The 13,589-nt window shown below is 61.0% G+C and carries 16 protein-coding genes; 11 read left to right on the top strand and 5 right to left on the bottom strand.

Annotated features, from left to right (window positions below):
• The first annotated feature begins 54 nt into the window (after window positions 1–54).
• The 7 genes from KHO33_RS34740 to dhaK are packed head-to-tail and all read left to right on the top strand — an operon-like array spanning window position 55 to window position 5,932.
• Window positions 55–1,011, top strand: a complete 957-nt coding sequence (locus KHO33_RS34740) for a carbohydrate ABC transporter permease (protein ID WP_054039218.1) — start codon at window positions 55–57, stop codon at window positions 1,009–1,011.
• Window positions 1,008–1,961 carry a carbohydrate ABC transporter permease gene (locus KHO33_RS34735; RefSeq protein WP_054039220.1) on the top strand — a complete coding sequence of 318 codons (954 nt, stop codon included), beginning with the start codon at window positions 1,008–1,010 and terminating at the stop codon, window positions 1,959–1,961. The genes KHO33_RS34740 and KHO33_RS34735 overlap by 4 nt, the downstream gene beginning before the upstream one ends.
• Window positions 1,958–2,152, top strand: coding sequence for a hypothetical protein (locus tag KHO33_RS34730; protein ID WP_200566892.1), 195 nt, complete (start codon window positions 1,958–1,960; stop codon window positions 2,150–2,152). The genes KHO33_RS34735 and KHO33_RS34730 overlap by 4 nt, the downstream gene beginning before the upstream one ends.
• A gap of 4 nt (window positions 2,153–2,156) precedes the next feature.
• Window positions 2,157–3,260, top strand: a complete 1,104-nt coding sequence (locus KHO33_RS34725) for an ABC transporter ATP-binding protein (RefSeq protein WP_200566893.1) — start codon at window positions 2,157–2,159, stop codon at window positions 3,258–3,260.
• Window positions 3,253–4,299: an ABC transporter ATP-binding protein gene (locus KHO33_RS34720; protein WP_200566894.1), complete on the top strand. Its 1,047-nt coding sequence runs from the start codon at window positions 3,253–3,255 to the stop codon at window positions 4,297–4,299. Before KHO33_RS34725 ends, KHO33_RS34720 begins: the two co-directional genes overlap by 8 nt.
• Complete coding sequence (gene dhaL / locus KHO33_RS34715) at window positions 4,296–4,928, top strand: dihydroxyacetone kinase subunit DhaL (protein WP_054039228.1); 633 nt, start codon at window positions 4,296–4,298, stop codon at window positions 4,926–4,928. Before KHO33_RS34720 ends, dhaL begins: the two co-directional genes overlap by 4 nt.
• 14 nt (window positions 4,929–4,942) lie before the next feature.
• A complete protein-coding gene (gene dhaK / locus KHO33_RS34710; RefSeq protein ID WP_200566895.1) occupies window positions 4,943–5,932 on the top strand; it encodes a dihydroxyacetone kinase subunit DhaK in 990 nt (329 codons plus the stop codon).
• Between the two features lie 65 nt (window positions 5,933–5,997).
• Here the strand turns inward: dhaK and KHO33_RS34705 are convergent, their stop codons facing one another.
• Both KHO33_RS34705 and KHO33_RS34700 read right to left on the bottom strand, forming a co-directional pair.
• The gene (locus KHO33_RS34705; RefSeq protein WP_200566896.1) at window positions 5,998–7,674 is read right to left on the bottom strand and encodes an NRAMP family divalent metal transporter; all 1,677 of its coding nucleotides are present in this window, start codon (window positions 7,672–7,674) and stop codon (window positions 5,998–6,000) included.
• Window positions 7,675–7,806: 132 nt separating this feature from the next.
• Complete coding sequence (locus tag KHO33_RS34700; RefSeq protein WP_200566897.1) at window positions 7,807–7,950, bottom strand: hypothetical protein; 144 nt, start codon at window positions 7,948–7,950, stop codon at window positions 7,807–7,809.
• A gap of 380 nt (window positions 7,951–8,330) precedes the next feature.
• Here KHO33_RS34700 and KHO33_RS34695 point away from each other — a divergent pair, with 380 nt between their 5' ends.
• Together KHO33_RS34695 and KHO33_RS34690 are read left to right on the top strand one after the other, a co-directional pair.
• Window positions 8,331–8,525, top strand: coding sequence for a hypothetical protein (locus KHO33_RS34695; protein ID WP_200566898.1), 195 nt, complete (start codon window positions 8,331–8,333; stop codon window positions 8,523–8,525).
• 643 nt (window positions 8,526–9,168) lie between these two features.
• The gene (locus KHO33_RS34690) at window positions 9,169–10,587 is read left to right on the top strand and encodes a carbohydrate porin (RefSeq protein WP_234480736.1); all 1,419 of its coding nucleotides are present in this window, start codon (window positions 9,169–9,171) and stop codon (window positions 10,585–10,587) included.
• Window positions 10,588–10,824: 237 nt separating this feature from the next.
• On the opposite strand, the gene KHO33_RS34685 is transcribed toward KHO33_RS34690, so the two are convergent.
• Together KHO33_RS34685 and KHO33_RS34680 are read right to left on the bottom strand one after the other, a co-directional pair.
• Window positions 10,825–11,058 carry a hypothetical protein gene (locus KHO33_RS34685; protein ID WP_054039234.1) on the bottom strand — a complete coding sequence of 78 codons (234 nt, stop codon included), beginning with the start codon at window positions 11,056–11,058 and terminating at the stop codon, window positions 10,825–10,827.
• Window positions 11,059–11,123: 65 nt separating this feature from the next.
• Window positions 11,124–11,591 carry an Lrp/AsnC family transcriptional regulator gene (locus tag KHO33_RS34680; protein WP_054039235.1) on the bottom strand — a complete coding sequence of 156 codons (468 nt, stop codon included), beginning with the start codon at window positions 11,589–11,591 and terminating at the stop codon, window positions 11,124–11,126.
• Window positions 11,592–11,745: 154 nt separating this feature from the next.
• On the opposite strand from KHO33_RS34680, the gene KHO33_RS34675 reads away from it, so the two are divergent.
• Together KHO33_RS34675 and KHO33_RS34670 are read left to right on the top strand one after the other, a co-directional pair.
• Window positions 11,746–12,375: a LysE family translocator gene (locus KHO33_RS34675; RefSeq protein WP_200566899.1), complete on the top strand. Its 630-nt coding sequence runs from the start codon at window positions 11,746–11,748 to the stop codon at window positions 12,373–12,375.
• 194 nt (window positions 12,376–12,569) lie between these two features.
• Window positions 12,570–12,890, top strand: coding sequence for a YnfA family protein (locus KHO33_RS34670; RefSeq protein WP_200566900.1), 321 nt, complete (start codon window positions 12,570–12,572; stop codon window positions 12,888–12,890).
• A 108-nt stretch (window positions 12,891–12,998) separates the two neighbouring features.
• On the opposite strand, the gene KHO33_RS34665 is transcribed toward KHO33_RS34670, so the two are convergent.
• Window positions 12,999–13,508: a DUF1993 domain-containing protein gene (locus KHO33_RS34665; RefSeq protein ID WP_054039276.1), complete on the bottom strand. Its 510-nt coding sequence runs from the start codon at window positions 13,506–13,508 to the stop codon at window positions 12,999–13,001.
• Window positions 13,509–13,589: the final 81 nt, after the last annotated feature.

Raw genomic sequence — 13,589 nt, 5'->3', positions numbered from 1 at the left:
CTGGACCGGCGCCGCCTGCACGGATTGCCGCCGGTCCGCTTAAAGGAGTCAGGCATGTTGGCAAACAAGCCTTTTCCGTCGGCTGGGCTCGAGTCAGGCGCACGGGCGCGCGTGAGCACGCGCCTTGCCGGGCTATCGGACAGAACCATTGCGTGGCTGTTCATTCTTCCGACGATCCTGCTGCTGCTCGCCATCAACATCTTCCCTTTGATCTGGGCGTTGCGTCTCTCGTTCACGAATTTCAAGTCGAATATGCCGAGCGTGCCGGCGCACTTTGTCGGCATCGACAACTACGTCGATATTCTCACCGACGAAGACATCTGGTACGCCATGCAGGTCACGGCGCGTTTCGTGTTCTGGTCGGTCGGACTGGAGGTGCTGCTCGGCTTCGGCCTCGCGTTGCTGATCAACCGGCAGTTCCGCGGGCATAGTTTCTGGACCACGCTGATCCTGCTGCCAATGATGCTTTCGCCCGCCGTGGTGGGCAATTTCTGGACCTTTCTGCTGCAACCGCAAACGGGTCTTTTCAACGATATCGTCAGCTTCTTCACCGGCATTGCGCCCGGGTCGTTCCAGATGATCGGCGACGTCTCGCTTGCACCGTGGACCATCGTGATGGTCGATGCGTGGATGTGGACACCTTATGTGATGCTCATCTGCCTCGCGGGTCTGCGTTCGATTCCCGACTACATCTACGAAGCGGCGGAAGTGGATCGCGCCACGCCGTGGCGGCAATTCTGGTCGATCACGCTGCCGATGACCTTGCCGTTCCTGATGCTGGCGGTGCTGTTTCGCGGCATCGAGAACTTCAAGATGTTCGACATGGTGAACCTGCTGACTTCCGGCGGACCGGGTTCGGTAACCGAAACCGTGTCGATCACGCTAAAGCGCGCCGCATTCGAGAAGTGGCAGACCGGCTATTCGTCGGCGCTGGCCATCATTCTCTTCGTGACGGTGTTCGGTGCGGCGAACATCTATGTGAAGGCACTCAACCGGGTGAAACAACGATGAGACCGACTGCCAGTCAATATTCGGTGGTGGCGTCGTCGCCGCGCGGCAAGCGCTTCGCCGCCGCGGCCGTCATCACGTATGCACTGCTCGCCACCTTGCCGATGGCCTGGATCTTCCTGACGAGCTTCAAGACCCAGGAAGACGCGATTGCCTATCCGCCAGTCGTGCTGTTCCAGCCGTCCATGGAAGGCTACGTGAACCTGTTTACGATCCGTTCGCGGCAGACGCCGGAATTCATCGCCAGCCTGCCGCCTGCGCAAACCTGGTACGAGCGCGACGTGCGCAAGCGCGGCATGGTGATCGCCGGACCGTCGAAGGTTTTGCCGCGCTTCGTCAATTCCCTCGTGATCGGATTCGGTTCGACTTTCCTCGCGGTGTTTCTCGGCACGCTCGCGGCGTATGCCTTTTCGCGTTTCAAAGTCCCCCTCGCCGACGACCTGCTGTTTTTCATCCTGTCGACTCGCATGATGCCGCCGATAGCGGTCGCGATTCCGATCTACCTGATGTATCGCGCGTTGGGCTTGAGCGATAGCTATGTCGGCATGATCGTGCTTTATACGGCAGTGAACGTCTCGCTGGCGGTGTGGCTGCTGAAGGGTTTCATGGACGAGATTCCACGCGAATACGAAGAGGCGGCGCTGGTGGATGGCTACACACGTCTGCAGGCCTTCGTCAAAGTCGTGCTGCCGCAGGCAATCACCGGCATTGCGGCAACCGCGATTTTCTGTCTGATCTTCGCGTGGAACGAGTATGCGTTCGCGTCTTTGCTGACAAGCGGCGATGCGCAGACCATGCCGCCGTTCATTCCGTTCATCATCGGCGAAGGCGGGCAGGATTGGCCCGCTGTTGCGGCGGCGACCACGCTATTCGTATTGCCGATTCTCTTCTTTACTGTCGTGCTGCGCAAACATCTATTGCGCGGTATCACATTTGGAGCGGTGCGCAAATGAAACGTGATTTCGTTCTCACGCAGAGGCGCTGGCTGCGCCGCGGCTATAGCGAAGCGGCCTCCACCGTGCTGATCGGCGCCGGCATGGCGATGCTGGTTCAGCCGTTTTCGCTGGCGCTGTTCACGTGGTCGTTTCCGGTCATTCTGGTGGGCGCACTCGCGTTCCTCGTGACGAGCCATTTCCCGGAATAGCGCCATGTCGACCATCGTGCTTGCCAACCTCCATAAACGCTTCGACGATTTCGTCGCGGTGCGCGACACCAGTCTCACGATCGATGCGGGACGCTTTGTCGTACTGCTCGGTCCGTCGGGCTGCGGCAAGACCACCACGCTGCGGATGATCGCCGGGCTCGAGTTGCCGACCTCAGGGCAGATTCTGATCGACGGCGAAGACGTGACGGCGCTGCGTGCACGTCAGCGCGATATCGCGTTCGTGTTTCAGATGTTCGCGCTGTATCCGCATATGACGGTGCGCAACAACATTGCCTTTCCGCTGAAGAACGAGCATGTGTCGCGCAAGGAAATCGCGACGCGGGTCGATGCAGTCGCACACATGCTGCGCATCGAGGACATTCTCGATCGCAAAACGGGCGGCTTGTCGGGCGGTGACCGGCAGCGCGTTGCACTCGGCCGCGCGATTGTGCGGCAGCCGAAGGCTTTTCTGATGGACGAGCCTCTTGGGACGCTCGATGCCGACTTCCGCGAGCTCATGTGTCTTGAGCTGCGCAAGCTGCATAACGCGCTTGCGGCAACGACGGTTTATGTGACGCACGACCAGAGCGAGGCCATGGCGATGGCCGACGACATTGTCGTGATGAACAAGGGCGAAGTGCTGCAAGCCGGGCCGCCACATGAGATTTATCATTTTCCGGCCACGGTGTTCGTCGGCAACTTTATCGGCAGTCCGCCAATGAATTTCCTGCCGGTCGATCGCGGTGTCGATGCGGGTAGCGAAGCGGTACAACTTCACGGCGCCGCAGTGCCGGTGCCACGTTGTGAGGCGGCGGCCGAGCGAGTTCTGCTTGGCATTCGCCCGGAGCATGTGATGCTCGACGAGCACGGCCCCCTGCGCGGCAAGGTCATCGCCGATGAATATCTTGGCTCGCATCAGGTGCTGGTAGTTGAGACCGCGTTGGGCATCGTGCGAGTGCGGGCGGGCAAGGACGATGGTTTGCCTGCCGGATCGCCGGTCGGTTTGTCGTTTCGCAAGGAGCGCACGCTGCTGTACGACGCGCAAACCGGCCGCCTGCTGCCGCGCGCGGCTCAAACGATTCCCGCATACGGAGAGGCTCATGGCTGAAATCCAGTTGCGCAATGTATCGAAACGGTTTGGCGACATCCGCGCTGTCGACGATCTTTCGATCGACGTCGGTGATGGCGAGTTCATCGTGTTGCTTGGGCCGAGCGGTGCGGGCAAGACGACGACGCTGCGTCTGATTGCCGGGCTGGAACGACCGGATGCCGGCGATGTACTGATCGATGGCGCCATTGCTACGGGCGTGCATCCATCGGATCGCGACGTCGCGTTTATCTTCCAGCAATACTCGCTCTATCCGCATCTGACTGTGTTCGGCAATCTGGCTTTTCCGCTGCGCTCGCCAAGAAGACGCAGCAGCGAGGCCGAGGTGCGCGCGCGAGTCCACGCGGTGGCCGAGATGCTGCATATGGAATCGAAGCTCGACAATATGGCGACACACCTGTCCGGCGGCGAAATGCAGCGCGTGGCGATAGGGCGCGCGCTCGTGCGGCAACCCAAGGCATTTTTAATGGACGAACCGCTGTCGTCGCTCGATGCAAAGCTGCGCGAAGAGTTGCGTATCGAACTCAAGCGCCTGCATCGCACGATCGGCGCAACGATTGTGTACGTTACGCACGATCAGGTCGAAGCGACGACGCTCGCGGATCGTATCGGCATTCTCGAACATGGGCGTCTGGTACAGCTCGGCACGCCGCGCGAGGTCTACGGCAATCCGGTTTCGCTCGGTGCGGCGCAGCGGCTGGGCTCTCCGCCGATCAACCTGCTGCCGCTGGCGCTGTTCGATTCGGCGCACATACCGGCGGGTACGGCGACAGTGGCAATCCGTCCCGAGGACGTGGTGCTGCATGACGGTGACACGCGGGATCAGCGCGATGTTTCAGGCGCACAGGACGCCTTGCATCTGAAGGTGCTCGAATATTCGCCGCTGCGGCACCTGCTGATCCTCGATCGCGCGGGAACCGCCGTCGTGGCAACGACAGTGGCGGAGCGCAATTTCACGCCTGGGCAATCGGTCGGCGTTTCGCTGCCGGCGCGCAGCCTTTTATATTTTCGTGCCGACGGCAGGAGGATAGCGACATGAACGGCAAAACGGTCATGGCGTGCATCGACGCCGCATATGCGTCGCTGAAGGAACATACCGACGAGATCGCTTTGCTTGACCAGCAGATCGGCGATGGCGATCACATCTTCAATCTGCTGCGAGGCATGGAGGCCCTGCTGGCTGTGAGGTCGGACATCGAAGGCGCAGCATTCGGCCCCGCGCTGGAAATCGCGGCATCCAAGGTTCTTTCGACGGTGGGCGGATCGTCGGGGCCATTGTTCTATTCGCTGCTGAGCGGCATGTCCAAAGCTTCCGAACGGCATGCACCGGATACAGCGGGCTTTGCGCACGTTTTTGCCGCGGGGGTCGAAGCGGTCGGTCAACGCGGCAAGACCGGTGTGGGCAGCAAAACGATGATGGACGTCCTGATCCCGGTCGCGAAGCGTTTCGACGAACTGGCCGCACAGGGTGCGACCGCGGAAGAGGTGCGCGATGCGTTGCCGCGGGTCGCGGAGGAAAACATGCTCGCTACCCGCGATATGCTGGCGACCAAAGGGCGGGCGTCGTTTCTCGGCGAACGGTCGCGTGGACACATCGATCCAGGAGCGCGTTCGAGTCAGATCATGATTGCGTCGGTATGCGCGCGCCTGGCGCTTCATAACGAGTGAAGGAGCGAGAGACCGTGAAAAAATTCATCAATCATGTGGACGATTTTCTCACCGAGAGTCTGGCGGGGTTCGCCGCTGCGCACAGCGACCTGGTCGTGCTGAACACTGAGCCGGTGTTCGTGCGCCGTAAGGTGTTGAAGCCCGGCAAGGTTGCGCTGATTTCGGGTGGTGGCTCGGGCCACGAGCCTCTGCACTCTGGCTTCGTCGGTTATGGGATGCTCGATGCGGCCTGTCCGGGGCAGATTTTCACGTCGCCGACACCCGACCAGATGATGGCCGCGGCAAAGGCTGTCGATACCGGCGCAGGCGTGCTGTTCATCGTGAAGAACTACTCCGGCGACCTGATGAACTTTGAAATGGCGTCGGAAATGTCCGAGCTGCCGAATGCAATGGTGCTGATCAACGACGACGTGGCCGTGGAGAATTCGAGTTACACGACAGGGCGGCGCGGCGTGGCCGGCGCGGTGATCGTCGAGAAACTGGTTGGCAGTATGGCGGAGAGCGGCGCGGATCTCGAGCAATGCAAGGCCTTCGGCGACCGCATCAACAAGCGCACCGCGTCGATGGGCGTGGCGTTCACCAGTTGCACGGTGCCGGCGGCCGGTACGCTGACGTTCAAAATCGGCGACGACGAGATCGAAGTAGGCGTCGGCATTCATGGTGAGCCTGGGCGTCGGCGCGCGAAGTTCGTACCCGCTGACGCGATTGCGGGCGAGTTGCTGACGGCGATTACTGAAGATCTGAAGCCGGCGGCCGATTCTGAACTACTTGTGCTCGTCAATGGGCTCGGTGGTACGCCGCTTGGAGAACTGTATCTGCTCTTCAATTCCACGCGCACGTGGCTCGAGCAGCGCGGGTTGAATATCGGCCGGGTGCAGGTAGGCGCACTGACGACTTCGCTGGAGATGGCCGGTGCATCGATCACACTGTGCGTGCTCGACGATGAGATGAAGCGCCATTGGGACAGCGCAGTGCATACGCCGGGATTACGTTGGGGCGTGTAACGCAGAAGGTCTGCCGTTTGCCCGCCGCTCATCGGAGCAACCGTGAGCGGGCGGGCAGCATCGATTTAATGCAGCAATGTCATCTGCACGACCTTCACGACAACGAGTGCGACCGCCACGATCAGGTAGCCGCGCAGCACGCCCATCCAGATGCGTTTGGATAGATTCAGTTGCGGCGCCGGCAGTTCTTCGAGAGGCGGCATGCGCCACGTATTGCGGGCTTCTTTTGAAAACTGCTGCTCGCTACCGGAAGCCTGGGCGACCGCGGAAGCCGTTGTATCCGTCGATGCGAGCCGCAGCCTGCGAACCGTCACGGTTGCAACGTAGCCGACTACGGCCAGTAGCGTGCCGCCGGCCAGTACTTCAATAATCGCTTCGCCGGTAATGTCCGGATACAACACGGATGCAGTGAGGATGATGGAGAGCATGACGAGCACCCAGACAACCGCGCCTGTAAAGAAGTTGAGTTTCTTCGAGTTCACCCACGGGCCAAGAACAGCGCGGTCGTTGCACAACAGCAGCAGGAACACCGTGGCACTCGGAAGCAGCACGCCAGCGAGCGTCTGCACGGCTTCAGTCAGAAGGCCGAGCGGGCTGCCGGGAATTAACACGAGCGCAGCGGCGGCCGCGACAATACCGAAGTAGACGAGGTAGAAGCCCTTCGCGTCGGTCACGCCACGATGCAGCGAGTGGCGGATCTTGAACACGTCGCCAATTGCGTAGGCGGTGGACAGCGACACGGCTGCCGCGCCGATGATGCAGGCGTCGAGCAACGCGATCGCGAAGAGAACCGCGGGCGTGCGGCCGGCATATTTTTCGAGGCCGGCGATCACGCCACCCGCATCCGTGAAATTGCCGAACTCCGGTTTGCCTGCATACATTGCGGCGCAGAACGAGATCATGGCCACCGCGCCGATCATCACGAAGACGATGCCGATCCACAGGTCGGCTTTCTCATACTTCATGAAGCGCGGCGTGATGCGTTTGTCCACGATATAGCTCTGCTGGAAAAACAGCTGCCAGGGCGCGACCGTGGTGCCGACAATGCCGATCACGAGCAACATCACATCGCTCAGTTTCGAATTGGCAGGCCAGCTCGGGATGAAGAAATCGTGCGCCATCTGCGCAACCGGCGGATGAATCGACACCAGTACCGGCACCAGCAGCAGGCTCAGCAGACAGAGTGCGACCGCGAAGCGCTCAAAGCGCCTGAAGTTGCCCGTGCTGACCGCGGCCATCGTCACTGCCGCGGCGATGCAGACCCCGGTTACTTTCGAAATGCCGAAGAAATCCAGTACGAATGTGATGCCGATGAACTCGGTCACGATGGTGAGTGCGTTCAGGATGAACAGGTCGACGACGCTGAATGCTCCCCAGAACTTGCCGAAGCGCTCGAAGATCAGCCGGGCATGGCCGACGCCGGTCACGGCGCCGAGACGCAGCACCATCTCCTGATTGACGAAGAGAACGGGCACGAGCAGCAGCATGGTCCACAGCAAGGTGGTGCCGTAATTCTGTCCCGCTTGCGTGTAGGTGCCGAAGGCGCCGGCGTCGTTGTCACCGACCATCACGATCAGGCCGGGGCCGAGGATCGCGAGCAGCGTTCGGATGCGGGCCCACCAGGTGTTGCGAGGGGCGGTGTCATGGTGCGCAATGGTGCCGAGCGCGCCTTTGATGTCGCCTAGATGGGCTTCGTCGAGAACGGCGCTGCGTGGTGGTGAGACGTTAATTGGAGTGGACATTTTTAACCGCCTTGGCAGTGTGATTTTGAATGCAGTGGCGCGCCTTCGGAATCCGCAGTACGCATGTCGTCGAATGGGCTCGAGCGGCGGCGCATGCGGATCGCGAAGACGTACGGGTACTGACCGTGTCTATTACGAAGCTGGGTTCGAGAAGAGCGCTTTGACCCGGTGCCAGGATACGGCGAGCCAGTGCGGCTTGATGCTGTGAAGCACGAGTGCAGCGTCGCTGTGGATATGCGTTTGCTGCAGGGTCGGTACGAGGACGGCGATGTACATGATATTTCTCCGGTGCGTATGGCTTGACGCGGGTTGCGGAAAGCCTGCAGACACGGAGCGCGGCCGGCATTATGCGCGCGGCGGCGAACGTCTACCTGCTTTCCTCAGGCAAAACAAAAATTGCGTGGCAATTGAGCGGCATAAGGGATAACTGTCACTGTCGGGCATGGCGGCTCCTTATCGGTTTTGTTTATCGACGTCGCTTATCTGCGTTCGTTAGGCACGTGCTTGTCCACGCGTTCGGCCGCGCCGGAATTCGAACGGATCGAACCGGCGTGAGCGAACGCAGCCGCGAGCGGATGCTCGCGACGCGATGCCATACGGTTGCGGGACGTGCCTAAGCAGGGCGCGGCCGAATGGCGCTAGTTAAGGTGCACGGGGTGAGTGACTACGGCGCGCACCGTCTGCCTGCTGGCAAGACGGCGGCTGAGAAAAGAGAGCGCGGGCGTCGGGCCGGTCAGGCAGTGAAACTGTTCGAAGATCGACTACTGCTGGTGTCCAAGGCAATGGCCCCGTTTGTGATGACGGGCGAATTTTATGCACTCCCGCAAGCAGAAGTCAACATGCTTCGTTAAGCGAAGCAAATATTCTTTTTTTATGCGTGCGGCAACGCACTTCGTCATCGCGGGTGAGGCTGAGTCTTTCAGAAGTGACAGGAAGGACAGGAGAATGAAGGGCCGCGGATGCAGCGGTCCATCACGTAACTGCGAGGTAACTGCGAGGTAACTGCGAGGCAACGGCGCGCCAACGGTGGGGCAGGAAACGGGCTCGCCAGCAAATTCGGAGTGCGATCTCTTTTGTGTGATTTTTACTTGCGATTTTATAAGTGTGCCGAATACAATCCGCCCGTCTCAGCAAAAGGAGTCCTCCGTGGACACATGCTCTAGTAGTGGAAGTCCGATGCCGGTCTACGCCGGCGCAGTATCCGCGAGTTAGCAGCAGGATCACTCCTTCGCCGCTAACTCGCTCCGTTCGGGTTAGCGCGCTTCTTCAGTGACCGGTATCAACCGGTATGCCAGTCGCACGCTCCCTCTGTTTGATCGCTATCGCGTTGTTTGCGAGACGCGGTCACGTCTTCGTACATCGCCCGGTTTTGCCGGGCCCGATGCGAGTGAGCTTATGTTCGTCAAATCGTTCTCGTATGGTTCTTTGCTGCGCCGCATGCGCGGCGCTCAGACTTGTCTCGCGCAGAAAATCCCTGAAAAAACCGGCTGGTGGATGTCGGGTGGCCACCTTGGTTTGACGTTTCTGTTGTCGTTCGGCGTGGCGCCGTCCGTGCTGGCACAGACGCCTGTGGTAGATCCGGCGCCCGCCTCGGATCAGACACCTGCCGCGCCCACCGGGCTCTGGGAACGTTCGAATCTGCTGGGCGACATGGGCGGGCTGCGTCCCTGGCTCGGCAACTACGGCTTGACCTTCAACCTGCAGGAAACCAGCGAGTATCTGAACAACCTGTCGGGCGGCGTCAAACGAGGCGGCGCTTACGATGGACTGACCCAGTTCGGTATCGTCGTCGACACGGAAAAAGCGCTGGGGCTGCCGGGTGGCACGTTCAATGTCTCGGCATTGCAGATTTACGGCAGCAATCTGAGCCAACGGAATCTGCAGACCCTGCAAAGCGCGAGCGGCATCGAGGCCGACGACACGACGAGACTATGGGAACTCTGGTATCAGCAATCTCTGATCGGCGGAAAAGTGGACGTGAAGGTCGGGCAGCAGAGTCTCGACCAGGAGTTCATGGTGAGCCAGTTCGCGACGCCGTTCGTCAACGCGACCTTCGGCTGGCCTGTGTTGCCGTCGGTCGATATGCCGGCGGGCGGTCCTGCTTATCCACTGTCGTCGCTCGGCGTGCGATTGCGCGCCAGGCCTTCGGACGCATGGACCGTGATGGCCGGTGTCTTCGATGGCAATCCGGCGGGCAGCGACACGGGCGATCCACAGCAACAGAACCGCCACGGCACGAATTTCAATCTGCGTGGCGGCGCGTTGTTCATCGGTGAGGTGCAGTACGCCATCAACCAGCCTGCGGCGAATCCATCGGGTACGCTGGCAGCCGGTCTGCCTGGCACCTACAAGCTGGGCTTCTGGTACAACACGCAAAATTTTGCAGACCAGCGTTTCGACGGTACCGGTTTGTCGCTGGCAAATCCGGCGAGCAGTGGCGTGCCGGCGAGTCACCGGGGCGATTACAGCCTCTACGCGGTGGCCGATCAGACGGTCTGGCAACGGGGCGAGGGCGGTCCGCAGTCGGTGGGCGTTTTCGCGAGAGTCATGGGCGCGCCGGGTGATCGGAATCTGGTGGATCTCGGCGTGAATGCCGGTGTGACGCTCAAAGCGCCGTTCAAAGGGCGCGACAACGATGTGGCCGGATTGGCCGTCGGCTACGCGAAGATCGGCTCGCGTGCTCAAGGGCTTGCGAGTGATACCGCCGCGCTGGCGGCACCGGGCTATCCGTCACGCAGTGCCGAGACTGTCGTCGAGGCGACTTACCAGTATCAGATCGCCCCGTGGTGGCAGTTGCAGGCGGACTTCCAATATGTGTTCCGGCCGGCAGGCGGTATTCCGGATCCGGGCAATCCGTCCCAACGCGTCGGTAACGAAGCGATCGTCGGGTTGCGGACCAATATCATTTTCTGAATGGGCGGGGTGGGTGTTTCGACGCGCTTCTGGACACAGCAGCGCGTTGAAGCCCGCAGAATCGGGCAGGGGATTCAGCGGTGCGGGAGTTTCAGTTCCAGGACGTTGATACGCAACTAACGGTCAAGCCCGACCGGCCACTCCGAATAACGCGGCGCCCGCCTCGGTGGAAACTGAAGACGGCCGCCGCTCGCGTCCTACGCAGCAGCTATGCAGTGAAGAGACCGGCTATGCCACTCAACGATTGCCGTCAAGCAGATCGCCAAGCAATTCGTCGAAGGCGGCCTGGGCGTCTTCGAGTTCCTGCAACGCGGCGTCGAATGTTTGCAGCGCGAACTGCGAAGGCTGGCCGCTGCCGGCCGGCGGGAATTGCGACTGCAGCGACGCGAAAGCCGCCTTTACCCGCGTGGTTGCAGTCAAGACGCGCTCCATCGCGGCTGATTCTTCGGCTCTCGCCTGTTCGTGATCCATGAAAACTCCGTGCTCGTCTGGTCGGCTCGCGCCGCATCAAATGCGTGACTATGCCACGTCCGCGTTCAGGACAGCGGCAGGCCGCCGTTAGCCTTGATTTCCCGTAGTGACAACGCCGACTCCACCGAGGTCACGCCCGGCAGGCTGCGCATCTCGTCGCGCATGAACGTGCCGTAGTCGTCGAGATCGCGCGCGACCACCTGCAGAATATAGTCGGCGCTGCCCGACACGTTGTGGCACGCCAGAATTCGCGGGATTGCCTGCACCTCGCGCTCGAAACGGGTGGCCACCGCGCGGTCGTGCACGGCAAAACGCACATAGACGAACGCGACGACGCCGAGGCCGAGAGCGGAGCGCGAAAGCATCGCGCGGTATTGGTCGATATAGCCGTCGTTTTCGAGGCGCTTGAGGCGGCGGGCGCAAGGCGTCTCGCTCAGGCCGACCATGTCGGCCAGCCGTGCGTTCGACATGCGGCCGTCGTTCTGCAGCGCGGCGAGGATCGCGCGGTCTGTTTTATCGAGGTCGGTTGTCATGGTTTTGGGGTGTCGACAGTGCGTTGGCGGAAAACATGACTCGGGAGTGGAATATTAGCGTATTCCTTCAAAGATGAGGCCGGGGCTCCTGCATTTCGCCAGCAAACCCTCCACGGACGACGGCAAGATAGAGCCCTTAAAACAAGAGGTTTCTATGATTTCCGCACACCTTCTGGTCGTTTATATCGCTGCGTTGTTTGTGGTTTATGCCGTGCCTGGGCCCGACATGGCGCTCGTTCTGCAGACCAGCATCGGACGCGGCGTGCGCAGTGGTTTCGCCGCGGCTGGCGGCCTTGGGGTGGCGCGGGCCACGCACGTCACGTTGTCGGCATGCGGGGTGGCGGCGCTGCTACGCAGTGCGCCCTGGCTGTACGACGTGGTGCGTTACGGCGGTGCGGTTTATCTCGCGTGGGTTGGCATCCAGATTTTCCGTTCACCCGTATTCGCATTGCCTGAAGGCGACGCGATGGGCGCCGAGTCGCGGCCGTTGCGGACCGCTTTCGTCAAGGGTTTGCTGACCAACCTGTTAAACCCGAAAGCACTGCTGTTCTGCTCGGTGCTATTGCCGCAGTTCGTGCGTCCTGCGGCTGGACCGGTTGCGCTTCAGATGGTCGAACTGGGTCTGGTGCTGCTCGCCATTGGCGCATGTTTCGACATCGTGTACGCGATTGGCGCGGCGCGCATTGCCGGATGGATGCGGGCTCATCCCCTCGCTCAGACACTGCAGCGTTGGACTTTCTCAGCGGCGCTGATCGGCTTTGCGTTGCGGCTTTCGCTGGACTGACTGATGTCCGGGCTTCCGGACTTGCGGATGTCGGCACAGGGTGATGCGGTGCCGATGACAGGTAGTGAATAGAGCGGCGAGGCGCGACGGTCGACGCATGCATCATGCCCGCGCGCGAAGTGATTGTGTTAATAAAGCCAATACACAGCCGCGCACCGTCCCGCGGCAACACAACCGCTCGCTTCTATCTGTCGATGAAAACCTTTCTGCTTTACGCCGTGACCGCCGTTGCTGAGATCGTTGGGTGCTATTTGCCCTGGCGTTGGCTGAAGGAGGGGGGCTCCATCTGGCTGCTGGTGCCCGGCGCGCTCAGCCTTGCCCTGTTCGCCTGGCTGCTGACGCTGCACGGCACCGCCGCAGGCCGCGTGTATGCGGCTTACGGCGGTGTGTACGTGGCGGTGGCGATCGTGTGGCTATGGGGCGTCGACAAAGTGCGCCCCACGCTGTGGGATGCGGCCGGTGTGGCATTCACTTTGGCCGGCATGGCGATCATCGCGTTCCAGCCGCGCGTGTGATGCCACACATGTACTGCTCGTGCGCGGGTTCGCACGCGGCCGGTGTCTAGCTCACGTGCTGCTCATGCCGCAATCACAAGACGCTCACGCCACAGCGCGCACACCTTCTTACTTGGCGCCGCCCAGATAGTCGAGCTTGCCAAGTTCGACGCCGTTGTGACGCAGAATGTCGTACGCCGTCGTGACGTGAAAATAAAAGTTCGGCAACACGAAACCGAGCAGATATGACAGCCCCGTGAACTCGATCGGGCCAACGCGCATTTTCAGCGTGATCGGACGTTCTTCCGATCCATCGATCTGTTGCGGCTTGAATTCCTTCAGATAATCAATCGTCTTTTGAAGGCGGGCATCGAGTTCTTCGAAGGTCTGTTCGACGTCGTCGTACTTCGGCGCTTCGACGCCGGCCAGACGCGCGGCGCAGCCCTTCGCTGTGTCGCTCACGATATAGACCTGGCGCAATAGCGGCAGCATGTCCGGCGCGAGCCGGGCGTTGATGAGCACGGACGGGTCGATCTGTTTCTCTGCAGCGTGCGCCTCGGCCTTGCCGAGGATGACTTGCAGGTTGGTCATGCCGCGCACCAGCACGGGCAATGATGCTTGATACATCGAAATTGACATTGGGTTCCTCTGATTCTTCGATCGTGCGCGCGAGTGGCGCGCGAGGCGCTGCGACGGCTGGATTGCCGCTTCAGCATGATA

This window comes from Paraburkholderia nemoris, assembly GCF_905221015.1.
GTDB lineage: Bacteria > Pseudomonadota > Gammaproteobacteria > Burkholderiales > Burkholderiaceae > Paraburkholderia > Paraburkholderia nemoris.
This window is presented reverse-complemented; position numbering and strand designations above follow the sequence as displayed.

Bases quoted from the DNA above. Each gene is read 5' to 3' on its own strand.
- KHO33_RS34740 (WP_054039218.1), top strand. From the start codon at position 55: ATGTTGGCAAACAAGCCTTTTCCGTCGGCTGGGCTCGAGTCAGGCGCA.
- KHO33_RS34725 (WP_200566893.1), top strand. From the start codon at position 2,157: ATGTCGACCATCGTGCTTGCCAACCTCCATAAACGCTTCGACGATTTC.
- KHO33_RS34705 (WP_200566896.1), bottom strand. From the start codon at position 7,674: ATGTCCACTCCAATTAACGTCTCACCACCACGCAGCGCCGTTCTCGAC.
- KHO33_RS34700 (WP_200566897.1), bottom strand. From the start codon at position 7,950: ATGTACATCGCCGTCCTCGTACCGACCCTGCAGCAAACGCATATCCAC.
- KHO33_RS34685 (WP_054039234.1), bottom strand. From the start codon at position 11,058: ATGGATCACGAACAGGCGAGAGCCGAAGAATCAGCCGCGATGGAGCGC.
- KHO33_RS34670 (WP_200566900.1), top strand. From the start codon at position 12,570: ATGAAAACCTTTCTGCTTTACGCCGTGACCGCCGTTGCTGAGATCGTT.
- KHO33_RS34690 (WP_234480736.1), top strand. From the start codon at position 9,169: ATGTCGGGTGGCCACCTTGGTTTGACGTTTCTGTTGTCGTTCGGCGTG.
- KHO33_RS34730 (WP_200566892.1), top strand. From the start codon at position 1,958: ATGAAACGTGATTTCGTTCTCACGCAGAGGCGCTGGCTGCGCCGCGGC.
- dhaL (WP_054039228.1), top strand. From the start codon at position 4,296: ATGAACGGCAAAACGGTCATGGCGTGCATCGACGCCGCATATGCGTCG.
- KHO33_RS34720 (WP_200566894.1), top strand. From the start codon at position 3,253: ATGGCTGAAATCCAGTTGCGCAATGTATCGAAACGGTTTGGCGACATC.
- KHO33_RS34675 (WP_200566899.1), top strand. From the start codon at position 11,746: ATGATTTCCGCACACCTTCTGGTCGTTTATATCGCTGCGTTGTTTGTG.
- KHO33_RS34735 (WP_054039220.1), top strand. From the start codon at position 1,008: ATGAGACCGACTGCCAGTCAATATTCGGTGGTGGCGTCGTCGCCGCGC.
- KHO33_RS34665 (WP_054039276.1), bottom strand. From the start codon at position 13,508: ATGTCAATTTCGATGTATCAAGCATCATTGCCCGTGCTGGTGCGCGGC.
- KHO33_RS34680 (WP_054039235.1), bottom strand. From the start codon at position 11,591: ATGACAACCGACCTCGATAAAACAGACCGCGCGATCCTCGCCGCGCTG.